We start from the raw sequence: 22159 nt of genomic DNA on the forward strand, positions 1-22159 counted from the left end.
AGCGCGTACAAGCGCTGGAAACAGGTCCGGCAGGACCGCGTGGTCGTACGGCACGCGATCCTGCCGGATGTTCTGACCGACGCCGCTACTGCAGCGTCGGGAGGATCACCGACCCCTGGTATCCGAGCTCGGTGCGGGCCTGCTCGGAGACCGTGCCGGGCTTCGTCCGCTGCAGCTGGTCGAGGAACTTCTCCAGGGCCCTGGCCGCGTTGCCCGCCTGGTCCCGTTCGACGGCGCGCTGCGCCTGGTCCAGGGACGCGCGCAGCTGTTGCGCCGCGGGTCCGGACACGTCACCCGTGGAGATGAGCTGCTCGAGCTGCCGCTGCAGGGCCGGCAGTGCGCCGGGCAGGAAGGCATCGGGCACCGGCACGGCCGTGAAATCCGTGTCCGAGGCGAGGTAGAAGCTCGTGTACGCGGGCTGGTTGTAGGCCGTGTTCTGACGAGCGATCTCGGCCCGGTACTGGGGATCGTGCATCAGGGTGTACAGCTTCCGGTCCGTGACCTCGGTGCTCGTGAAGATCCGGATGGCGGAGCTGTCCGTGTTCCGCACCAGCAACTCCTCGCGCCAGTCACCGACCACGTCGGCCACGAGCGAGGGGTTGCCCTTGGTGCCGTTGTTCGTGCGGGTACCGGTCGCCGTCAGCAGGCGTCCGCGTCTGGCATCGTCGACGGTCGGAGTCTGGTCGCCGGCGCCGTTGACGAGCTGCGTGGTGCCGTCGGCCGCCCAGCGGATGCTCATGTTGGTTCCCGGGCCGTTGCCGGGCAGGAGCCGACCGGAGGCCGAGCGCAGGCCCACGGCCCAGTTCTCGATGCCACGAACGGAGGGATCGATGTCGCCGATCATGCCGCGCCCGGTGTCCTTGCCGGTGTAGCCGCCGAACAGGACCTCACCGTCGGACGCGTCCCGCATCGCCCAGCCATAGGGTGCGCCCGTCGCTCCCTCGTGGACGGAGAAGATCTCCTGGCCCGGGCGGTCCGGATCGATGTCCGTCACGTGCATGGCGTCTCCGTGCCCCAGCTTCGCCTCCGTACCGGGAGCGGCGCTGGCGGCGGGAAGCGTGTCGAAGGAGCTGTACAGCAGGGATCCGTCGTCGTCGAGGGTGGCGCTGCCGTAGACGATCTCCTGCCGTCCGTCGCCGTCCACGTCGGCGGCGCTCAGGGAGTGGAAGCCCTGGCCGGCCAGGGCGCCGAACTCCTCACTGCTGCCCGTTCCGCCGTGCGGGCTGTCGTTGAAGGGATTGGACATGGGCACGTGGCCGGAGTCCACCTGCCAGTCCTGCGTCAACCGCTCGCCGTCCCAGCTGTAGGCGACGATGTCGGCACGCGTGTAGTAGCCGCGGGCGAAGACGGCGGAGGGATGCTCGCCGTCGAGGTATGCGACGCCGGCGAGGAAGCGGTCCACCCGGTTGCCCGGCTCGATGCGCGCCATGGCGTAATCGCCCCACAGCAGGCCATCGTCCCCGCGGCCGGGCTCATAGGGAACGGTCTCCAGCTCGGCACCGGTGGCGCCCTCGAACACGCTCAGGTACTCGGGGCCGTCGACGACGAATCCCTCGAAGGCGCGGAGGGTGTTCCTCGCACTCCGGGACGGTGCATAGACGTCCACGAAGTAGTCCGCCATCGCGCGGGCGTCGGCGTCGGACAGCGGGTAGTCGTACCGCTGCCCGATACCGAAGGCCTCCTCCAGCGTCGCCGGCCAGTTCCCGGCGACGACCTCGGGGTGGTCCTGCCAGCCCTTGAACATCGTGACGACGTGGTCGTAGTAGTCCGCGGCGCTCAGCCGGTAATCGTCGGCAGACGTGACTCCTGCGGCCAGGTCCGCCTCCGGCAGCGTCACGTAGCTCTCCGAGGTGACCTCGCCCGTGGGCCCGTAGGCGGTGGTCTTCGTCCCGGGGGCCGTCTTGAGCATCATCTCGGACCGGCCGTCGCCGTCGAAGTCGGACACCATGAACTGCGTGTAGTGGGCTCCGGAGCGGATATTGACGCCGAGGTCGATCCGGCTCAGCAGCCGGCCCTCGGCCGTGTAGGTGTCGATGTAGGTGTTGCCCGTATAGCCCAGCTGGGATACGTCCTTCGCGTTGGAGGGGTACCACTTGACGAAGTACTCGTACGAGCCATCCCCGTCCACGTCCCCGACACTCATGTCGTTCGCCGAGTAGGTGTACGCCTCACCGGTCGGCGTCACGCCGTCGGCCGGCTTCGACAGCGCGAGGTCGGTGTAGGCCTGGGTCCAGGGGGCGACGTCGGCACTCACCTCGACCTCCACGCCGTCGACGACGGCGCCGATGCTGTACCGCGCGCTCGCGGCGGCATCTGCATCGGTCACTGCCGTGTCGAGGTAGTTGGTGCTGTCCGTGACCGTGGCGATGGCTTCGCCGTCCCGGTACACCGTGAAGTCCGTCCCGGTGAGGCCGTCCGCCGTCGCGCCCGTCGCCTCCGTCGCCCTGAGCCGCCAGGAGAGGAAGACACCCTGAGGGGTGGCGGCGCCGACGAGGCCCCGGTCCAGGTACTCGAGCTGCACTCCTCCGATCGGAGCCGCGTTGGCGGGCCCCTGCGCCAGAGCGGGGACGGAGAGTCCGCTGAGGGTGAGGAGGGTCCCCGTGGCGAGCGCCAGGCATGCCGAGACCGTTGTTTTCTGTGCCGAACTCATCATTGAATCCTCTATTTGGAAAACGCTTTCCTCATCACGCTATGGTCAGAGTGCTGCTGTCGTCAAGGGACGGCGAAGAAAAAGGGAGCAGCCGCAGCTGCTCCCTTTCCCTGTGCTTGTGCTTGTGCTTGTGCTTGTGCTTGTGCTTGTGCCTGTGCTTACGCGATCAGCCGTGCTCCGCGTGATGGCCGGGCGCATGCTGTGCGATGAGGTCGCGGACCGGACCGTACAGCGGGTGATCCGCGGGCAGGCCCGTGATCGACGTCGTGGCCTCGCCGGGCTCCTGGGTGGCCAGGATCTCGGCGAGCGCGGCGACCTCGGGATCGTCGGGAGCCGAGAAGGCCAGTGCGGCCCGCATCGCCTCGAGCAGTGCCGCGGGGTGCACCCCGGTCTCGGCCAGCTCGGCGGCCGGCCCGACGAAGCGCTCCTTGCGGCTCAGCTTCCGCAGCGGCGCCCTGCCGACGCGCACCACCGTGTCCGGAAGGTGCTGGTTCATGAAGCGCCGCAGGATCTTCTGCACGTAGGCTTCCTGCTCCGCGTCGTCGAACCCGTGCTTGGCGACGAGCAGCTGCTTCGTCTCGTCGAGCACGGCCCGCACCTTCGCCGCGATGGCGTCGTCCGCCATGGCGTCCGCGATCTTCTCGACCCCGGCCGCGTAGCCGAAGTAGGCCGCCGACGCGTGACCGGTGTTCACCGTGAACAGCTTCCGTTCGATGTACGGCTCGAGGTCGTCCACGTACGTCGCCCCGGGGATCCCGGGTGCGTTCCCGTTGAAGGGGGTGCGGTCGATGACCCACTCGAAGAAGGTCTCCACCGTGACGTCGAGGCCCTGGCCCGCCGCCTGGTTGGGGACGATGCGATCCACCGCGGTGTTCGCGAAGACCGCCCTGGACGCGAGGTCCAGTGCGGCGCCGTCGTACGTCTGCTCGACTTCGCGGCGCAGGATGTCCGTCGCGTTGATGGCGTTCTCGCACGCCATCACCTGCAGCGGCGCCAGGTCCTCGCTCCGGCGGGCGATCGCCCGGGCGATCACCGGCGCGACGAACTTCAGGACGTTCGGGCCCACCGCCGTGGTGACCATGTCGGCCGTCGCGATCTCGCCGACGACGTCGTCCTCCTGGGACCGCGAATTCAGGGCACGGTAATTGTCGACCGTCTTGACCGCCGGGTCCTCGCCGACCTCGTGGACGTCGTAGCTCGGCGTCGAGGCGAGCTGGTCGATCAGGGCGTCCGCGACGTCGGCGAAGACCACCTCGTACCCGGCTTCGTGGAGCAGGAGCCCCACGAAGCCGCGTCCGATGTTGCCGGCACCGAAATGTACTGCCTTCACTAGGCATTGACCTTTCCGAAGAGGGCGAGGACCTCGTCCACCGTCGTGGCCTCGTCGAGCTTGGCCACCTGGTCCTTGTCCGAGAAGACGCGGGCGATCGCGGACAGGATGGACAGGTGCTCATTGTTGACGCCGGCGACGCCGACCACGAACTTGACCTGCTTGCCGTTCCAGTCGATGCCCTCGGGGTAGCGCACGATCGACACGGCGGAGCGGCGGATCAGGTCCTTGGCCGCGTTGGTGCCGTGCGGGATGGCGAGGAAGTTGCCCATGTAGGTGGGAACGGACTTCTCGCGCTCGTGCATCGCCGCGACGTAGCTGGAATCCACGGCACCCCGGTCGACCAGCAGGCGGCCGGCCTCGTTGATGGCGTCCTCCTGCGTCGTCGCCCGGCCGCGCAGGACCACGCTCTCCTCGGCGAGGACGTCATGGGAGGCGGTCCCGGTATCGGCGTCGGCTGCCACGTCGGCGGGCATCGGGGCCTTGGGGTCGACCCCGCCCTCAGCGGCAGCACTGGCGCGCACCAGCTCGACGATCTCGTCGTAGCGGGGGCTGTTCATGAAGTTGTCGACGGAGACGTGCGTCGCGCTCTGCGTCAGGGGCTCGGCGCGGGCGGCGAGGTCCTGGTGCGTCACGACGACGTCGTAGTCGTCCTTCAGGTTGGCGATGGCGAGGTTCGAGACCTTGACGTCGGGGAAGCCGGCCGCCTTGATCTTGTTGCGCAGCACCGATGCACCCATCGCCGAGGAGCCCATGCCGGCGTCGCAGGCGAACACGATGTTGCGGATGGGCCCGTCCGTGGCTGCCGAGGAGCGGAAGTTGCCCGCGACGGAGCTCTTCTTGCCCTTGAGGCCTTCCATCTTCGTGGCGGCGGCAGCGATGTCGTCGTTGTCCTGGTTCTTCCCGGTCTTGAGGATGACCGAGGCGACGAGGAAGGACACCGCCGTGGCGAGCAGGACGGCGAGGGCGACGCCGACGTAGCTGTCACGGGAGGTCTGGGCGAAGACGGCGATGATGGATCCCGGGGCGGCGGGCGCCACCAGGCCGGAGTTCGTGATGCTCAGGGTCGCGATACCCGTCATGCCGCCGGCGATCGCGGCCAGGATCAGCAGCGGGCGCATCAGCACGTACGGGAAGTAGATCTCGTGGATACCGCCCACGAAGTGGATGATGGCAGCACCGGACGCGGAGGCCTTGGCTGCGCCGCGACCGAAGAACATGTAGGCGAGGAGGATGCCGAAGCCCGGACCCGGGTTGGCTTCGAGCAGGAACAGGATGGACTTGCCCTGCTCCAGCGACTGCTGGACGCCCAGCGGGGTGAGCACGCCGTGGTTGATGGCGTTGTTGAGGAACAGGACCTTCGCGGGCTCGATGAAGATGCTGGTGAGCGGCAGCAGGCCGTTGTCGACCAGGAACTGGACGACCTTGCCTGCGCCGGTGCTGAAGGCCTGGACCAGCGGCGAGACGCCGTAGAACCCGATCAGCGCCAGGAGGGCCCCCCAGATGCCCGCGGAGAAGTTGTTGACGAGCATCTCGAAGCCGGGACGGATCTTGCCGTCCCAGAGGGCGTCGATCTTCTTCATGGTCCAGCCACCCAGCGGGCCCATGATCATGGCTCCGATGAACATCGGGATGCCGGCACCGACGATCACGCCCATGGTGGCGATCGAACCGACGACGCCGCCGCGCACGTCGTAGACCATGCGGCCGCCGGTGTAGGCGATCAGGAGGGGCAGCAGGTAGTTGATCATCGGTCCCACGAGCCCGACGTTCGCCACGCCGTCGGTCTCGCCGTAGCCGCCCAGTTGCGGAACGGGCAGCCAGCCCTTCTCGATGAAGAGGGCCGTGACGATACCCCAGGCGATGAAGGCGCCGATGTTGGGCATGATCATCCCGGACAGGAACGTCCCGAATTTCTGCACGCGGACCCGGGCGCTGGTGCCGGACCTCGCTTCTAGTTGTGTTGCCACTTTTTTCCTTACCGTTGTCCCCGCAGCTCTGCGGGGAGGGATGGATTGTGAGGGATGAGCGTCAGCTTGCCGACCGGCTGGAGATGCGCTGGAGCCATTCGAGGAAGAGCTTCAGTTCCGAACTGGAGAGCTGGTCGGGGTGCGAGGACTGCAGAGCGGCGTTGAGCGCTATGGCCGCCACGACCACCGAGGGCGTTCCCTCCGTGTCCGTGGTGGGATCGGCCTCGGAATCCGTGGCCACGGCCGAGATCACGGCCTCCCGGGTCATGGCGGACAACTCGAGGTTGCGCTTCGCCGCCGGTTCCGCGATCAGCATGAGCGTGACGCCGATGTTGGCGGCGAGCATGCTGCGCGCGGCTTCGTGCGGTGACACCACGAGGCGCGCTGCGGCGGCCGCCCGCCCCAGCACCTCCTCGAGGAACGCCTCCGCACTGGCCACCATCGACGGCCGGCGCTCGGGCTGGATGTTGCCGAACATCACCAGGTAGAGGTGCGGGTGGTCGAGGCCGAACTGCACGTGGTTGTCCCAGTGCATCCGGAGGTCCTCGATGGGCTGTCCCGACGTCGGGAGGCTTCTCTCGGCGTCGAGGTACTCGGAGAAACCCTCGGCGACGACGGCGTCGAACAGGCCCTCCTTGTCACCGAAGTGGTGGTACAGGGTCGGAGCGGTGACCCGGGCGGCCTGGGTGATCTGCCGGGTCGACACGGGCTCGCCGTTGGACTCGGCGAGCAGTGCCGCGGCCGCCCTGAGGAGCCGAACCTTAGGCGCTGGTTCGCCTACTTTTTTCATGCCTGCTACCGTAGCACCTATAGCAGTGTTATATGAACTGGGTCACAAAACTTTTTGCCTCAGGCGGCACAATGGTGCTAGACCGAGACCACACGGCAAGGAAACGAGGACGTTCGATGGAGAATTTCGCAGGGGTCGGAGTGAGCCCCGGACGCGTGATCGGCCCTATCCGCCATATGCCGAGATCGGTCAGCGAACCTCCCCCGGGTGAACGCCACGCCCTCGATGCTCCTGAAGAGGCCGTCGCCGCCCTGAAGGCCGCGTCGAAGGCCGTCCAGGAGGAGCTCAAGCGCAGGGCGGGGATCGCCAAGGGCGATGCGCAGGCCGTCCTGCAGGCGACATCGCTCATGGCGGCAGACCCCATGCTGCTGAAGTCCGCGACCAAGCTCATCAACAACGGCGCCTCCCCCGCCCGCGCGGTCTGGGAGGCGGGCGCGTCCGTCGCCGAGATGCTCCACAACCTGGGCGGCTACATGGCCGAGCGAACCGCCGACGTCCTCGATGTGCGGTCCCGGATCGTCGCCGAGCTCCGGGGGCTGCCCGCGCCGGGCATCCCGTCGTCGGACACGCCCTTCATCCTCGTCGCCGAGGACCTCGCCCCTGCCGACACGGCCACCCTGGATCCCGCGCAGGTCCTCGCCCTCGTCACCTCGGGCGGCGGTCCGCAGTCGCACACGGCCATCATCGCCCGCTCACTCGGACTCCCCGCCGTCGTGGCTGCGTCCGGCGTCGACGACATCGCCGACGGGACGGTCGTCTTCGTGGACGGAGCGGCCGGGACCATCTCGCTCGATCCCGGAGCGGAGGAGGAGGCCGCGGCCGAGGCCTATCGGACCGCCGCGGCAGCACTCACGGTCTTCGACGGTGTCGGCGTGACCGCGGACGGGCACGAGGTCCCCCTGCTGGCCAACGTGGGTGGAGCGAAGGATGCCGTGAAGGCCGCCGAAGCGAAGGCGCAGGGTGTGGGCCTGCTCCGCACCGAGTTCTGCTTCCTCGAGCGGGACACGGAGCCGACGGCGGAGGAGCAGATCGAGGCGTACAAGGGCGTATTCGACGCCTTCCCCGGCAAGAAGGTCGTAGTCCGCACACTGGATGCCGGCGCCGACAAGCCACTCCCCTTCCTCACGGACTCCACGGAGCCGAACCCGGCGCTGGGCGTCCGCGGCTACCGCACCGACCTCACGTCCCCCGGGGTCCTCGAGCGCCAGCTCAGCGCCATCGCGGAGGCCGCCTCCCAGGCCACCGCGGACGTGTGGGTCATGGCACCCATGATCTCCACGGCCGAGGAAGCCGCGGACTTCGCCAAGCTGTGCAGCAATGCCGGCCTGCAGACGCCCGGCGTCATGGTCGAGGTCCCGTCGGCTGCCCTGATGGCCGAGGCCATCCTCGGCGCGGTGTCCTTCGCGAGCCTCGGCACGAACGACCTCACGCAGTACACGATGGCCGCGGACCGCCAGCTCGGCTCCCTGGCCGCCCTCAACAACTCCTGGCAGCCCGCGGTCCTCCGCATGGTCAAGCTGACCGTCGAGGGCAGCGCCGCCGAAGGGCACGCGAAGCCCGTGGGTGTGTGCGGCGAGGCTGCAGCGGATCCCGCCCTCGCCGTCGTCCTCGTGGGACTCGGCGTCTCGACCCTGTCCATGACGCCCCGGGCCCTCGCCGGTGTCGGCGCGGTCCTGAACAGCGTGACCCTCGCCGAGGCGCAGCGGATCGCCGGCATCGCGGTAGCCGCACCGACGGCGGCGGAGGCTCGCTCGCGGGCCCGGGCCGAGCTGCCCGCCCTGGAGCCGCTCGGGCTGTAGCGCACCGGAGCCGGGCCGGGGGCGCTCCTAGCCCCCGGCCGCGAGCGGCACCCTGCCCGGCAGCCCGTGCCCCGTCGCCACGAGGGCGCGGCGGCCGCGAGGTACCTAGGGCCGGACCACCCCTGCAGCTCCTCCGGCCACCCCTGCCTGCCGGGCCGCCGCGGCGAACCCCGCGTCCGGCACAGGTCCGTCCGCTGTGAGGAGCGACCAGCTCCAGTCGATCACGTCGCCGGCCCCCAGGCGCACCTCGTGGGAGAAGAACGGCGCCGCGCACAGCATGGGGGTGCCCGTGCTGCGGACGAACCACGGGGTGGGGCTTCCCGGGTTGCCGGCCGCCGGGACCATGAGGACCGACGCGGTATCCGACCGGAGCCCGAGCCAGGGGCGCCTGCCCCCCATGGCCTCGGCTTCGGGAAGGGAACCGACGCCGTCGGCCGATCCTGCGATGATCGCCGCTCCGTCGAACGACGCCGGGAGGCGCAGGAAGAAACCGCCGTAGCCCGCGTCCGGGCGGCCCGCCGTCGTCGGGCTGCCGAACGCGAGGGGCCCGCCGCTGGTGTTGGCCCACCTGCTCCGCACGGAGGTGAGGATCCACTCCGAACCGGCGGCGGTCAGGCTCTCCGCGTGCCAGGTCCGCTCCTCTGCCAGGAAGCTGCTCCCGTCCGCCGCACACCAGTCGATGTGCTGGACCACGCCGTCCCGCTCGCGCGCCGTCGTGCGCACCCGCTGCGAGCCGTTGTTCGGCAGCTGCACGTAGCCCTGTTCGTCCCTGTAGGTCGGGCCGCCCCACAGGTTGACCGGGTGGGCCTGCCCGGCGACTGCGATGTTCGAGACGGCGAGGCCGAGGCCCCAGTGCCAGGGGTGGTCCGCGGGTCGGTAATCGCTGACGGGGAGCCCGCCGGGTGTCGGTACGGGATGCAGGAAGGGCCGGGGCGAGTGCTCGTCCGGTTCTCCCGCGCCGTCGTGCAGGACGCCGGCATTGCGCCCTTCCGCCGTCAGGGTTACCGGGCCGGTCATGACGGACCGGCGGACAGGACCCCGGGCCGGCCCTCGATCACCTGCCCGGACAGGGTCCCGCGCAGCGCGGGGTCCGCCAGGTCCTCCCTCGTGATCCACCGGCCCTCCCGCGCGGAGGCATACATGCCGGTGACGATCTCCAGGGCGCGGGCCGGATGCGCCGCGATGCCCGGCATGCCCCGCCCCTCGGTGAGCGACGCGTAGATCCCTGCGAAAAGGGCGTCGTGCCCGCTCGGCACCTCCTGGCCGGGCAGCGCCCAGGATGCCGCCGTCCCGTCATCGACGTGGGGCGCCGGGGTGATCGTCCAGTGGGCGTGGCCGTGGCCGTACAGGTGCTCGAGCTCGATCGTCGCGTTCTCCGTGTCGATGCGGAGGAGGCTGGACTGCCGTGGCGCGAGGACCGTGGACACCACCGACGCGACGGCACCGGATGCGAAGACGAGGGACGCGTGCGAGAGGTCCTCGGTCTCGACGTCGCGGTCGAGGCGCCACATCGTCGCGTGCACTGCGGACCACTCCCCCAGCAGGTATGCGAGCAGGTCCACCTGGTGGCTGCCATGGCTGAGCGTGGTGCCGCCACCCTCCGTGGCCCAGGTACCCCTCCACGGGACGGCGAAGTACTCGGCCGTCCGGTACCACTGCGTCTGGCAGAGCGCGGAGAGCGGGCGCCCGAGGACGCCCGAGTCCAGCAGCCCCTTCACGTGGGCGGCGGCGGTGCCCGAGCGTTGCTGGAACACGACGGCGAGGTTCCGGTCCGCTGCGCGGCCGGCGTCGACCATGGCATCGAGCTGGGCGAGACTGAGCGCGGCGGGCTTCTCGACGACGACATGGGCACCCGCCGCGAACGCCGCTGCCGCCTGCTCGGCATGGCCTCCCGGAGGCGTGCAGACATGGAGGACGTCGATGCTCTCCCCTCCGAGGAGATCCTCCAGCGACGGGTAGCGGGACGGCAGTCCGTACGTCTCGGCGAAGGCCGCGAGGTGGCTCCGAGACGGATCGGCGGCGGCGACCAGCTCCACGCCCGGCAGGAGATGCAGGGCTTCGGCGTGGAGGTGCGCCACTGCGCCGGTGCCCAGGATCGCGGCCCGCAGGGGCCTCCGGACGGCAGCGGCGGGTTCGGGGGCCGGACTCGACGGGGGCACGGATCCTCCAACAGCTACAGGAATGCGGTTCCGGACACACTACCAGAGAAAGCGCTTACCGAGCGGGGCACGGCGGCGCCGGCGCAGATCCCCGCCGTGCGAGAATAGCCCTTTCCGGAATTCCCCGGGGTGTCGCCGGAGCGGTCGATGCCCACACCGTCAGGAGAGCAATGTCGGCACCGGCAAGCAAGAGTCCCGCGACGCTGCACGACGTCGCCAGGGAAGCGGGAGTCTCCCTGGCGACGGCGTCGCGGTCCCTGAACGGCAGTGCGCGCAAGGTGAACGAGGACTACCGGCAGCGCGTCGTCGAGGCGGCCCAGCGGCTCGGCTACACGACCAACCTCTTCGCGCAGGCCGTGGCCAAGGGCAGCACCACCACCGTGGCCCTGCTCGTGGCTGACATCGCGGACCCCTACTTCTCGAGTATCGCGGCCGGAGTCATCGATGCGGCGAGCGAGGAACGGCTCGTGGTGACCATCGCCGTCACCGGCCGCGACGCGCAGCGCGAACTGGACACCGTGCGGGCACTGCGCGGACAGCGTCCCCGCGTGATGATCCTCGCCGGCTCCAGGACCACGGGGTCGGCGTTCGAGGTCCAGCTGCGGAGCGAGCTGTCCTCCTTCGAGGACACCGGCGGGAAAGTCGCCTTCATCAGCCAGGACGCAGCCCCCTTCGCGACGGTGCTCCTGGACAACCGGGGCGGGGCCCGGAACCTCGCGGTCGCACTGGCCGAGCTCGGGTACCGTGACTTCGCCGTCATCGCCGGACCGGCCGAGATCCGGACGGCCCAGGAACGTCTCGACGGTTTCTCGGAGGGACTGGCTGAGCACGGGATCTCCCTGCCGGCCGAGCGCGTCATCCACTCGGACTTCACGCGCGACGGGGGCTATCGCGGCGCCCAGGACCTCCTGGCGTCGGGCGCCCGGGTGGACCTGGTGTTCGCGGTGAACGACGTCATGGCCGTCGGCGTCGTGTCCGCACTGCGCGACGCCGGGATCGCGCCGGGAGAGGACATCGGCGTCGCAGGTTTCGACGACATCCCGACGGTGCGGGACATCACGCCCGCCCTCACCACCGTCCGCATCCCCCTCGAGGAGGTGGGCCGCCGCGCCCTCCAGCTGGCCACGGGATCGGCGCACGGCGCACCGGATGCCGGCGACGGTCCGGAGCCCATCCGAACCGAGACGATTCTCCGGGGCAGCACGCCCCGGCGGTAGGCCTGGGCTCAGAGGGGCCGGATCGGGTCCGGTTCGACGTCCGGGGCCGCCAGCTTCACGACGTCGTCGAGGGGCAGTTCGGCGACCTCCGCGACGGCCCGGATGTCCTCGCCGTGGCTGATGGCCTCCGCGACGGCCTCCTTCAACACCAGCTCAGCACGGTCGAGCTCGAACTCGACGTCCTCCTTGTCCGCGGCGGCAACGCGGATCTTCTGCAAATCGTTCTTCGTCATGGCGTTGCGGGTACCTTCCACATGGTGGATCAACGGCGGAACGGTGCCACCCCTCCGGACCGGACTGTCCGCGATGCGGCGACGGTGACATCGTCGCGCTCATCCTATCGAGAGACCCGGCGACAAGGTACGACCTCACGGCCCGGACACCTCGCCACGCCGGGAACCGCCTAGCCCCGCGCCTGCGGGAACGCCACCGCAACAAGCATCCCCGCACCAGCATCCCGAGCGCTCCCGCACGACCCGGATGGGACCAGCGAAGGGAATCCTCATGCAGCGGTGAACGCCCCTCGTGTCGGAGCCGCGGCGTACCCTCGTCGCATGGCAGAACGACCGGGATGGCACGGCATCCCACCCAGCGCCGACAGGTACCGTCCACCGCTCCAGCTCCAGGCGCCGGAGAGCGGCATCACCGAGCCCCTCAGGTCACCGGCGCTCTGGGTCGACCTCGACTACCCCGACGGCTCCACGCGGACACAGAAGGGCTTCGCCATGGCCTGGACGGCGACGTCGGTCCTCGCGCAGTGGATCGAATACTCCCGGGCCCGTGAGGCCTGGGTGGACGCGGCGCGCTGCCGCCGCCGCGAGCTGAAGCCGCAGACGCGCGCGGCCTGACGGCTTCCTGCCAGCCGGAGCTTCCTCCCGACACCACTCCCCTCGCCACACCGGGAACCGTTCCCGGCACTGCCCCCGCTCCTGATCCGCGCCTGCCCCTGGTGGATCGGCCCCCTCGTAGAGTGGTCGCATGGACACGCCGCCGTCGCACTCCCCCGCCAGGGTAGGCCCCCGTGGCTAGGGCGGCCGGCTGGCACGGACTTCCGCCGACGACGCACGTGTTCGTACCCCCGCTCCAGCTGGAAGCGCCTCCCGGGCCCATCACCGAGTCCGTCTCCCCCGCTCCGGCGCTCTGGGTCGACCTCGAGTACCCGAACGGCTCACGGCAGACCGTGCGCGGGTTCGCGATGGCGTGGACCGGCTCCGCCGTCCTCGCCCAGTGGATCGAATTCTCGATCGCCCGGGAAGCGTGGGTCCGCCCCGACCAGTGCACCCGCCGTGACATCCCCCGCCGCACCGACGGCACCTGACCTCCCCGTCGCTTATTGCCCCTCCCTACTTCTTCCCCTACACTCTCGGTAAGCGCTTTCCGCGCTGCCGGAGCCAAGAGGAGCATCAATGTCGACGAGGACAATCGGAATCATCATGAACGGCGTCTCAGGACGGATGGGATACAGGCAGCACCTGGTCCGCTCCATCCTCGCCATCCGGGACCAGGGAGGAGTTCTCCTCTCCGACGGCAGCCGGGTCCAGGTGGAGCCGATCCTGGTGGGCCGCAACGAGGCGAAGCTCGCCGAACTCGCCGCGAAGCACGGCATCGAGCACTACTCGACCGACCTCGACAGCGTCCTGGCGGACCCGACCTGGGAGATCTACGCGGACTTCCTCGTGACCAAGGCCCGGTCCGCAGCCATCCGGAAGGCCATCGCGGCCGGCAAGGCGATCTACACCGAGAAGCCCACGGCCGAGACGGCCGCCGACGCCCTCGAACTCGCGAACCTCGCCGAAGCGGCCGGCATCAAGAACGGAGTGGTGCACGACAAGCTGTACCTGCCGGGCATGCAGAAGCTCAAGCGCCTCGTGGACTCCGGATTCTTCGGCCGCATCCTCTCGGTGCGCGGCGAGTTCGGCTACTGGGTCTTCGAGGGCGGCTGGCAGGACGCCCAGCGCCCCAGCTGGAACTACCGCACGGAGGACGGCGGCGGCATCGTCGTCGACATGTTCCCGCACTGGAGCTACGTCCTGGAGAACCTCTTCGGCAGGGTCGAGTCCGTCTACGCCCGCGCGGTCACGCACATCGACGAGCGCGTCGACGAGCAGGGCCACCCCTACCGGGCAACGGCGGACGACGCCGCCTACGCCGTCTTCGAGCTGGAGGGCGGCATCGTCGCCCAGCTCAACTCGAGCTGGACCGTGCGGGTGAACCGCGACGAGCTCGTGCAGTTCCAGGTGGACGGCACGCACGGCTCGGCCGTCGTGGGGCTGTTCGGCTGCAAGATCCAGCCGCGCAACGCCACGCCGAAGCCGGTCTGGAACCCGGACCTCGAGGACACGCACGACTACGACGCCGACTGGATCGACGTCCCCACCAACGAGGTGTTCGAGAACGGTTTCAAGACCCAGTGGGAGGAGTTCCTGCGCCACGTCTTGGAGGACGGGCCGCACCCGTACGACTTCCTCGCCGGTGCCCGCGGAATGTACCTCGCGGAGCAGGGGCTCGAGAGCTCCCGCTCCGGACGCCGCCTCGAACTGCAGGACGTGCGCACTGCCGTGCTCCCCCTCGAGGAAGCGGTCACGCTGGCATGATCACCCTCGTCGATGCGGCGGGGACTCCATCCGCCGTCGAACTCCAGCCCGCGCCGTCGTTCTCCAAGCCGACCGCGCCCCTGACCAGCCGGACCGTGTATGCGGCGGCGCACGTGGTCCCCCGCACGACGGCGGAGAACGTGCCCGGCGCTGCAGCGGACCTCGACTGGGATGCGACCCTCGCGTTCCGGCACCACCTGTGGTCCTGGGGGCTCGGCGTCGCGGATGCGATGGACACCGCCCAGCGCAACATGGGGCTCGACCCCGCCGCGACCCGCGAACTCATAGCGCGCAGTGCTGCCGAGGCCCGTTCCGTCGGCGGCGCCCTCGTGGCCGGTGTGAACACGGACCACGTCGAGGACCGCGTGATCTCCCTCGACGCCGTGATCGACGCCTACAAGGACCAGCTCCACTTCACCGAGGACGCAGGCGCGTCCGTGGTCCTGATGGCGAGCCGGCACCTCGCCCGCGCCGCACGGACCGCCGAGGACTACCAGCGCGTGTACTCCGAGGTGCTGGCAGCGGCCGGCGCCCCCGTGATCCTGCACTGGCTCGGCAGCGCCTTCGACCCCGAACTCGGCACCTACTTCGGCTCGGCGGACACCGACACGGCGTCCTCGACCCTGCTGAAGATCATCGCCAACTCCCCCGACAAGGTGGCGGGCGTCAAGATGAGCCTGCTCGATGCGGACTCGGAGCGGGCGGTCCGTGCACAGCTCAACGCTCCCGCACGCATGTTCACCGGAGACGACTTCAACTACGTCTCCCTCATCGGCGGGGATTCGTCGGGCTACTCCGACGCACTCCTCGGCGCCTTCGCCGCACTCGGTCCGCACGCGTCGGCGGCCGTCCAGGCGCTCGACGCCGGCGACTCCGACGCGTACTCACGGATCCTCGGGCCCACCGAAGCACTCTCACGCCAGATCTTCGCGGCGCCGACGTTCTACTACAAGACGGGCGTGGCCTTCCTCAGCTGGCTCAACGGGCACCAACCCGGCGTCGGCATGGTCGGCGGGCTGCACGCGGCCCGCAGCCTGCCGCACCTGTCGGAGATCGTCCGCCTCGCGAACCAGTGCGGGGCGCTCGAACAACCCGAGCTGGCCCGTGAACGCTGGCACGCACTGCTGCGCGTGAGCGGGGTGGCGGCATGACGCCGAACGAGCGCCTGTCGATCAACCAGGCCACCATCAAGTACGCCCCCCTTCGCGAGGCGCTCCGGGTGACCGCCGATGCCGGCATCGCCGGCATCGGCCTGTGGCGGGACTCCGTGGAGGCAGCCTCGCTGCCCGAGGCCGCACGGCTGCTCGCCGACTCGGGACTGCGGTTCTCCAGCCTCTGCCGCGGCGGCTTCTTCACCGTGCCGGAGGGCCGGGCACGCCGCGCCGCGATGGACGACAACCGCAGGGCGATCGAGGAGACCGCCCAGCTCGCGGCTGCCGGCGCCGCAGGTTCCGCCGCGGTCCTCGTCATGGTCGCCGGCGGTCTTCCCCAGGGATCGAAGGACCTCGCAGGAGCCCGCGCGATGGTGCAGGACGCCCTCGGGGAGCTGGCGTCCGACGCCCAGGCCGCAGGGGTGACGCTCGCCCTCGAGCCGCTCCATCCGATGTACGCCTCCGATCGGGCCGTCATCTCCACGCTGAAGCAGGCCCTCGATCTCGCCTCGCCGTTCCCCTCCTCCGTGGTCGGAGTGGTCGTCGACACCTTCCACGTCTGGTGGGATCCGGAGCTGTCCGGGCAGGTTGCGCGGGCAGGCGCGGAGGGCCGGATCGCGAGTTACCAGGTCTGCGACTGGAAGACCCCCCTCGCCGCGGACGTCCTGCTGTCCCGCCACTACCCGGGCGACGGCGTCATCGACTTCGCGGCGATCACCCGTGCCGTCACGGCGGCCGGGTACGCCGGTGACATCGAGGTGGAGCTCTTCAACCAGGACATCTGGGACACTCCGCCGGCGGACGCCGTCGCACGGACCGTCGAGGGTTTCGAGGCGAACGTCGCGCTGCACCTGGGCGCCCTGAGCGGCGACGCCCGGCCGTAGCATCGGCGGTAGCATCGGCCCATGGAATCTACCGAGGTGATCCGGCGGTACTGGTCGTCGGTGTGGAGCAGGGACTGGAAGGCCGTCGGTCAGGTACTGGCCGAGGACGTGGAGGTGTTCTGGCCCGTCACGCGCGAGGTCATCCGCGGCCGGGACAATATGGTGGCCGTGAATTCCGAGCGTCCGAACGGCTGGAGCATCGACGTCCTGAACGTCTACCACGCCGGCGAGGTGGTGGTGTCCGAGGTCCAGGTGCCACAGGAGGACGTCGGCATCTTCCGCGTCGTGTCGATCTGGACCGTGACCGACGGCGTCATCAGCTCGGGCCGCGAGTACTGGACGCAGTACGGCGGGGAGGAGGGCAGGGACTGGCGCCGCAGGTATGCGGACGTCGGCGACCTGCCCTCCTGAGGACCCGGAGGCAGCAGGCGTTCGATCCGCCGGCATGCCGACCTCGGCCGGGGCCAGGAATCGTCGCGCGGCTGGTCGGGCATCGACGGTAGGGGCTGGCCATACCCCCGGCCCACACCATATGCTAAGCATGCTGATGAATCAGCGAACGTACCCCACCAGCCAAGGAGGGCAAGATGGCCACGAAGGTCGAAGAAACCGTTGTAGTGAATCTTCCAGTGACGACCGTGTACAACCAGTGGACGCAGTTCGAGGAATTCCCGCACTTCATGGGCGGCATCAAGCAGATCACCCAGCTCAGCGACGACCGCCTCGAGTGGGTCGCTGAGATCGGCGGGATCCGCCGCCAGTGGGAAGCACGAATCCTCGAGCAGGTACCGGACCGGAAGGTCTCGTGGGCGGCGACGGAGGGTGCGACCAATGCGGGCACCGTCTCCTTCGAGGACCTCGGCGGGACGACCCGCGTCAACCTGGTGCTGGAATACGAGCCCGAGGGACTCGTCGAGAAGATCGGCGACAAGCTGAACGTGGTGGAGAACCAGGCGAAGGCCGACCTCCAGAAGTTCAAGGCATTCATCGAGTCGGAGAGCTACTCCACCGGCGCCTGGCGCGGCACCGTGGCCGGGCAGCCCGGGACTCCCACCGTCGCTGACGCGGAGCAGTCACGCGGCGACAGCGGCAAGGCCGGCGTGTCCGGCAAGGTTGCCGCAGGAGTAGGTGTCGCGGCGGCTGCCGCCGTGGCAGGAGTCGCCGCAGCAGCAGCGAACAAGGGGAAGGAAGAGGAGACCGAGACCGAGGTCTCCACCGTCCCGGTCACCACGACCACCCCTCTCGCGCACGAGACGTCCGTCCCCGCGACCACCCCCGTCGGAACCGACACGGACGTCGACGCCGTTCCCGCCGTGGACGGGATCCCGGGCTCGGGCGTCCCCTCGGACAGCCAGGGCCTCGAGGACGACACGCTGACCGACCGCGACCCGATCAACCGTCGGGGCACGCTCTAGTCCCAGCAGTTCCGCGGATGGGCCGGACTCCTTCGGGGGTCCGGTCCTTGCGCGTTCCGGCCCCGACCACCGGGGCGGGTCCGGAACGCCCTGCCCTCCCGGGTCTCAGGCGTCCGGGAGGATCAGACCTCCGGGAGGACGATGCTCGTGACCGGCAGGGACGGGTTCGTCCCGAAGGCGATGCCGCTCGGACGGCCGCCATCCAGCACGATCTGCGCCCCGAGGGCGGCGACCATCGCCCCGTTGTCGGTGCAGAGCGACGGCGCCGGGACGGTCAGGGTGATTCCCGCGGCGGCGCAGCGCTCCGCCGTGAGCTCACGGAGTCTCCTGTTGGCTGCGACTCCACCGCCCAGGAGGAGGTTGGTGATGCCGTGCTCCCGGCAGGCGAGGACGGCCTTCGACGTGATGATGTCCACGACGGCCTCCTGGAAGGACGCGGCGATGTCCGCGACGGGGAGCTCCAGCCCCGCGGCCTCGTACTGTTCCACGGAGCGGGCGACGGCGGTCTTGAGACCGCTGAAGGACCAATCGTAACGATGCGGGCCCGGCTCCTCGGCCGTCCCCATGTACTTCGGCTGCGACAGGCCTCGCGGGAAGCGGATGGCCTTCGGGTTGCCCTCCCGGGCCAGCCGGTCGATGGCGGGCCCACCGGGATAGCCGAGGCCGAGGATGCGCGCCGTCTTGTCGTACGCCTCGCCTGCGGCGTCGTCGATCGTGGATCCCAGCAGTTCGACGTCGCTCGCGATGTTCCCCACGCGCAGGATCTCGGTGTGCCCGCCGGAGACCAGGAGCGCGCCGAGGTTGGGCGGCAGGCCTCCGGCAAAGGTGCCGCCGACCATCCCGACCCCCACGTGCGCCACGAGGTGGTTGATCGCGTACAGGGGCTTGCCGGTGGCGACTGCGAGCGCCTTTGCCGCGGAGACGCCGACCATGAGCGCACCCGAGAGGCCCGGCCCGGCCGTGACGGCGATGGCGTCGATCGCGTCGAGGGTGACACCGGCGTCGTCGAGCGCGGCCTGGAGCGTCGGCACGAACGCCTCGAGGTGTGCGCGGGAGGCGATCTCGGGGATGACTCCGCCGAACCGCACGTGCTCGTCCATCGAGGACGACACCGTATTGGTCAGCAGCTGCGTGCCCCGGACGATGCCGACACCGGTCTCGTCGCAGGAGGACTCGATGCCCAGGATCAGGGGACCAGGGGCATCCCCTGCGGTTGCAGGGCCCCCTGGATCGGCGGTGTTCACTGCTCGCCTCCTTCGGCGGCCGGCAGGACGAGCCTCATGATCCAGGCGTCGATGCCGTCCCTGTAGTAGTTGCGCCGGGTGTGAATCTTCCGGAAACCGAACCGCGTGTACAGCTGCTGGGCGCGGGGATTGTCGGCGCGCACCTCGAGCATCACGTTGTCGGCGCCGCGCCGCCGGGCCTCGGCGAGCAGTTCGGTGAGCAGAGTCCGTCCGATGCCCCGGCCCTCGAAGCCCGGCAGCACGCCGATGGTCTGGATGTCGGCCGTCGTGTCGATGACCATCAGGCCCGCGTACCCCACCGGGTCGCCGTCGACCTCGGCCACGATGTACCGGCGTGTGTCCGGCTGGAAAAACTCGGTGTAGAACATCTCGAGCGGCCAGGCGTCGGTCGGGAACAGCTCGTTCTCCAGCCGCCCGATGGTCTCGATGTCCTCGAAGGCCATGTCCCGCACCGTGAAGCCCGCGTCGGAGCCGGTGCCGTCGGAGCTCATGCCGTCGCCTGCTTCCGGGGTCCGGGGACCTGGGCATCGGATTCGCGCAGGTACAGCGGGGAGGTGTCCTGCAGCGGCTCCCCCGCGAGGAGACGCAGCCGGGCCACGCGGCCGAGCGAGGCCGCGTCGGGATCGGCGAGGGCCCCGACCCCGTCGACGTCGTCGGGGTACAGGACCGCCGCCCGGCCCACCAGCGGCAGGCCCTTCGGCAGGCCGGCCGCCGGACCGACGTGGGGGCCGTCGAGGAGTTCGGGCAGTGCCGGGTGGGCGTCCCGTCCGGGCCGGGTGCCGTTGCTGGACGGCGCGCGGTACGCGGCCCAGTAGACCTCACCCCGGCGCGCGTCCGTTCCCACGAGGAACTCGCTCCCTGCCGGGATGGCGCCGCTCACGGTGGCATCGAAGGCCAGGGCGTCGAGGCTCATGACCCCGTGGAGTGGTACGCCCCAGACGAAGGCGAGGGTCCGGGCGGTCACGAGTCCGGCACGCAGTCCCGTGAAGGGTCCGGGTCCGACGCCCGTGACCACGGCGTCGAGGTCCGCGCCGGCCACGCCGGCATCCGCCAGGATGCGTTGCACCGCCGGGGCGAGGACCTCCGCATGGGAGCGCGTGTCGGCGCTGCCGAACCGCGCGACCACGTCGTCGTCGCGCAGGAGCGCGACCGTGGCGGCGGCGGAGGTGTCGAGGGCGAGAAGAAGCACTCATCCAGCCTAGTCGAGCGGGAGTGCCGGCTGCCGTCCGCTCCAGCGCGGGCCGAAGCCCGAGAGGGTGACGGTGCGCACCTCGTCCTCGCCGTCGTCGTCGAAGTCGGTCACCGGACCGCCGGACGCCGCGTCGGTGCTTCCCAGCGGCCGCACGATGTCGACCCGCAGCCAGCTGTCGCTCAGGTGCTCCACCCGGCCGGCTCCCCATTCGATGACGGTGACATTGGCTGCCATGGTGGCTTCGAGGTCGAGGTCGTCGACCGCAGCGGCGCTGTCCAGCCGGTACGCATCCACGTGGACGAGGCCCGGTCCGCCGGCCGTCGCCGCGTGCTGGCGGACGAGCACGAAGGTCGGCGAGATGATGCGGTCCTCGACGGACAGTCCCCGCCCCAGTCCCTGCGTGAAGGTCGTCTTGCCCGCGCCGAGCTCCCCCGACAGGACCAGGAGATCCGCCGGACGAAGGTGGGGGGCGAGCGCGGCGGCGAGCCCCTGCAGCTCGGCGGCGGAGCCGACGGCGTACGTCCGGGCCCACTCAGGCGTCACGGCCCGCCTCCTGTGCGCTGTCCCGGGCACTGTCCGGTGCGCCATCCTGTGCGCCGTCCCGGGCCCTGTCGATGTAGACGCGCTCGACACGGCCGCTGATCCGGGTGACCACCTCGTAGTTGATGGTCTGCGCGGCGGCAGCCCAGTCCTCCACGGGGGGAGAGCCGGTCCCGCCGAACAGGACGGCCCGCTTGCCCAGCGGGCTGTCGGGCGAGTCGACCAGGCCCGTGGTGCCGAAGTCGATGACGAGCTGGTCCATGGCGATGCGCCCGACCACGGGGTAGATCCTGGTGCCCACCAGGACGGGCGCGCCGGTCGCGATGCGCGGGACGCCGTCGGCGTAGCCGACGGGGATGAGCCCGAGCGTCGTCGGCTTCTGCGTGCGGTAGGCGTACCCGTAGGAGACCCCCTGGCCGGCGGGCACCTCCTTGCAGTTGGAGACGGTGGTGCTGAGCGTCATGACGGGCTGCAGTCCGAGGTCGGCGGACCCCTGGTCGGAGAAGGGCGAGAGGCCGTAGATGCCGAGGCCCACGCGGACGAGGTCGAAGTGGCAGTCGGGCCGCGAGAACGTCGCAGGGGTGTTGGCCAGGTGGCGGACTTCGACGTCGATCCCCGCGTTCTCCGCGGCGGCGACGGCCTCACGGAACGCCTGCACCTGCAGGTCGGTCTCCGGCCGCGCGGGTTCGTCCGCGACGGCGAGGTGGGAGAAGATCCCGACGACGCGGATCAGCCCTTCCTCCTGGTACTGCGCCGCCCTGCTGAGCAGGGCGTCCCACTTGTCCGGCGGGCAGCCGTTGCGGCCCAGCCCGGTGTCGATCTTCAGATGCACGATCGCGGGCCGCTCCAGTTCGCGGGCCGCCGCGGTGACGTGCTCCAGCTCCCACCCGGAGATCCCGAGGTCCAGCCCGTGCTCGACGCCGGCGACGAAGTCGGTCCCGGACGTGTGCAGCCACGCGAGGATCGGGGCTTCGATGCCCGCCTTGCGCAGCCGGACGCCCTCGCTGACGTGGGCGACTCCGAGCCAGGCCGCGCCCGCCTCCAGGGCGGCCCGCGCTACCGGAACGGCGCCGTGGCCGTACGCATCGGCCTTGACGACGGCCATCACGCGGGCCGGATGGGCGATGTCGCGGAGGTGGCGGATGTTGTGCCGAAGGGCGTCGAGGTCGATTTCTGCGGCACGTTCGGTGAAAGTCACTCAGCCCATTCTGCCAGTTCTCGTGA

The 22159-nt window shown here is 70.1% G+C and carries 21 protein-coding genes; 9 read left to right on the forward strand and 12 right to left on the reverse strand.

Going from position 1 to position 22159, the window contains the following annotated elements:
• Positions 1–85: 85 nt before the first annotated feature.
• From ACX80J_RS01070 to ACX80J_RS01085, 4 genes are all read right to left on the reverse strand, one after another.
• A complete protein-coding gene (locus ACX80J_RS01070; protein ID WP_459346530.1) occupies positions 86–2650 on the reverse strand; it encodes a rhamnogalacturonan lyase in 2565 nt (854 codons plus the stop codon).
• Positions 2651–2816: 166 nt separating this feature from the next.
• On the reverse strand, positions 2817–3980 hold the full coding sequence (locus ACX80J_RS01075; protein ID WP_459346531.1) for a mannitol-1-phosphate 5-dehydrogenase: 1164 nt from the start codon (positions 3978–3980) through the stop codon (positions 2817–2819).
• Positions 3980–5950, reverse strand: a complete 1971-nt coding sequence (locus ACX80J_RS01080) for a PTS mannitol transporter subunit IICBA (RefSeq protein WP_459346532.1) — start codon at positions 5948–5950, stop codon at positions 3980–3982. The genes ACX80J_RS01075 and ACX80J_RS01080 overlap by 1 nt, the downstream gene beginning before the upstream one ends.
• Before the next feature lie 61 nt (positions 5951–6011).
• Positions 6012–6740: a TetR/AcrR family transcriptional regulator gene (locus tag ACX80J_RS01085; RefSeq protein WP_087076736.1), complete on the reverse strand. Its 729-nt coding sequence runs from the start codon at positions 6738–6740 to the stop codon at positions 6012–6014.
• Positions 6741–6856: 116 nt separating this feature from the next.
• On the opposite strand from ACX80J_RS01085, the gene ptsP reads away from it, so the two are divergent.
• Positions 6857–8539 (forward strand): phosphoenolpyruvate--protein phosphotransferase, encoded by a 1683-nt coding sequence (gene ptsP / locus ACX80J_RS01090; protein ID WP_459346533.1) that lies wholly within the window; start codon positions 6857–6859, stop codon positions 8537–8539.
• Positions 8540–8644: 105 nt separating this feature from the next.
• Here the strand turns inward: ptsP and ACX80J_RS01095 are convergent, their stop codons facing one another.
• Together ACX80J_RS01095 and ACX80J_RS01100 are read right to left on the reverse strand one after the other, a co-directional pair.
• A complete protein-coding gene (locus ACX80J_RS01095; RefSeq protein WP_459346534.1) occupies positions 8645–9556 on the reverse strand; it encodes a DUF6807 family protein in 912 nt (303 codons plus the stop codon).
• Positions 9553–10698, reverse strand: a complete 1146-nt coding sequence (locus ACX80J_RS01100) for a Gfo/Idh/MocA family protein (protein WP_459346535.1) — start codon at positions 10696–10698, stop codon at positions 9553–9555. The genes ACX80J_RS01095 and ACX80J_RS01100 overlap by 4 nt, the downstream gene beginning before the upstream one ends.
• Before the next feature lie 170 nt (positions 10699–10868).
• Between ACX80J_RS01100 and ACX80J_RS01105 the strand changes: the two genes are divergently transcribed.
• Positions 10869–11915, forward strand: a complete 1047-nt coding sequence (locus ACX80J_RS01105; protein ID WP_459343781.1) for a LacI family DNA-binding transcriptional regulator — start codon at positions 10869–10871, stop codon at positions 11913–11915.
• Between the two features lie 8 nt (positions 11916–11923).
• Here ACX80J_RS01105 and ACX80J_RS01110 read toward each other — a convergent pair whose 3' ends face one another.
• On the reverse strand, positions 11924–12148 hold the full coding sequence (locus ACX80J_RS01110) for a hypothetical protein (RefSeq protein WP_301226325.1): 225 nt from the start codon (positions 12146–12148) through the stop codon (positions 11924–11926).
• Positions 12149–12469: 321 nt separating this feature from the next.
• Between ACX80J_RS01110 and ACX80J_RS01115 the strand changes: the two genes are divergently transcribed.
• The 7 genes from ACX80J_RS01115 (at position 12470) to ACX80J_RS01145 (ending at position 17959) form a co-directional block, all read left to right on the forward strand.
• Complete coding sequence (locus ACX80J_RS01115; RefSeq protein ID WP_459346536.1) at positions 12470–12763, forward strand: hypothetical protein; 294 nt, start codon at positions 12470–12472, stop codon at positions 12761–12763.
• A gap of 173 nt (positions 12764–12936) precedes the next feature.
• On the forward strand, positions 12937–13233 hold the full coding sequence (locus ACX80J_RS01120; RefSeq protein ID WP_459346537.1) for a hypothetical protein: 297 nt from the start codon (positions 12937–12939) through the stop codon (positions 13231–13233).
• 88 nt (positions 13234–13321) lie between these two features.
• Positions 13322–14509, forward strand: coding sequence for a Gfo/Idh/MocA family protein (locus tag ACX80J_RS01125; protein WP_459346538.1), 1188 nt, complete (start codon positions 13322–13324; stop codon positions 14507–14509).
• Positions 14506–15660 (forward strand): dihydrodipicolinate synthase family protein, encoded by a 1155-nt coding sequence (locus tag ACX80J_RS01130; protein WP_459346539.1) that lies wholly within the window; start codon positions 14506–14508, stop codon positions 15658–15660. The genes ACX80J_RS01125 and ACX80J_RS01130 overlap by 4 nt, the downstream gene beginning before the upstream one ends.
• The gene (locus tag ACX80J_RS01135; RefSeq protein ID WP_459346540.1) at positions 15657–16544 is read left to right on the forward strand and encodes a sugar phosphate isomerase/epimerase family protein; all 888 of its coding nucleotides are present in this window, start codon (positions 15657–15659) and stop codon (positions 16542–16544) included. Before ACX80J_RS01130 ends, ACX80J_RS01135 begins: the two co-directional genes overlap by 4 nt.
• 21 nt (positions 16545–16565) lie before the next feature.
• A complete protein-coding gene (locus ACX80J_RS01140; protein ID WP_459346541.1) occupies positions 16566–16955 on the forward strand; it encodes a nuclear transport factor 2 family protein in 390 nt (129 codons plus the stop codon).
• 176 nt (positions 16956–17131) lie between these two features.
• Positions 17132–17959 carry an SRPBCC family protein gene (locus ACX80J_RS01145; protein ID WP_459346542.1) on the forward strand — a complete coding sequence of 276 codons (828 nt, stop codon included), beginning with the start codon at positions 17132–17134 and terminating at the stop codon, positions 17957–17959.
• Between the two features lie 122 nt (positions 17960–18081).
• Here the strand turns inward: ACX80J_RS01145 and tsaD are convergent, their stop codons facing one another.
• From tsaD to alr, 5 genes are read right to left on the reverse strand one after another with little or no spacing between them, the layout of a single operon-like run.
• Positions 18082–19203 (reverse strand): tRNA (adenosine(37)-N6)-threonylcarbamoyltransferase complex transferase subunit TsaD, encoded by a 1122-nt coding sequence (gene tsaD / locus ACX80J_RS01150; RefSeq protein WP_459346543.1) that lies wholly within the window; start codon positions 19201–19203, stop codon positions 18082–18084.
• The gene (gene rimI, locus ACX80J_RS01155) at positions 19200–19694 is read right to left on the reverse strand and encodes a ribosomal protein S18-alanine N-acetyltransferase (RefSeq protein ID WP_459346544.1); all 495 of its coding nucleotides are present in this window, start codon (positions 19692–19694) and stop codon (positions 19200–19202) included. Before rimI ends, tsaD begins: the two co-directional genes overlap by 4 nt.
• Entirely contained in the window at positions 19691–20392 is a 702-nt protein-coding gene (gene tsaB, locus ACX80J_RS01160) for a tRNA (adenosine(37)-N6)-threonylcarbamoyltransferase complex dimerization subunit type 1 TsaB (protein ID WP_459346545.1), read from the reverse strand. Before tsaB ends, rimI begins: the two co-directional genes overlap by 4 nt.
• A gap of 9 nt (positions 20393–20401) precedes the next feature.
• Complete coding sequence (gene tsaE / locus ACX80J_RS01165) at positions 20402–20983, reverse strand: tRNA (adenosine(37)-N6)-threonylcarbamoyltransferase complex ATPase subunit type 1 TsaE (RefSeq protein WP_459346546.1); 582 nt, start codon at positions 20981–20983, stop codon at positions 20402–20404.
• Complete coding sequence (alr, locus tag ACX80J_RS01170) at positions 20928–22133, reverse strand: alanine racemase (RefSeq protein ID WP_459346547.1); 1206 nt, start codon at positions 22131–22133, stop codon at positions 20928–20930. The genes tsaE and alr overlap by 56 nt, the downstream gene beginning before the upstream one ends.
• Between the last annotated feature and the right edge of the window lie 26 nt (positions 22134–22159).

It is taken from the genome of Arthrobacter rhamnosi (assembly GCF_054510975.1).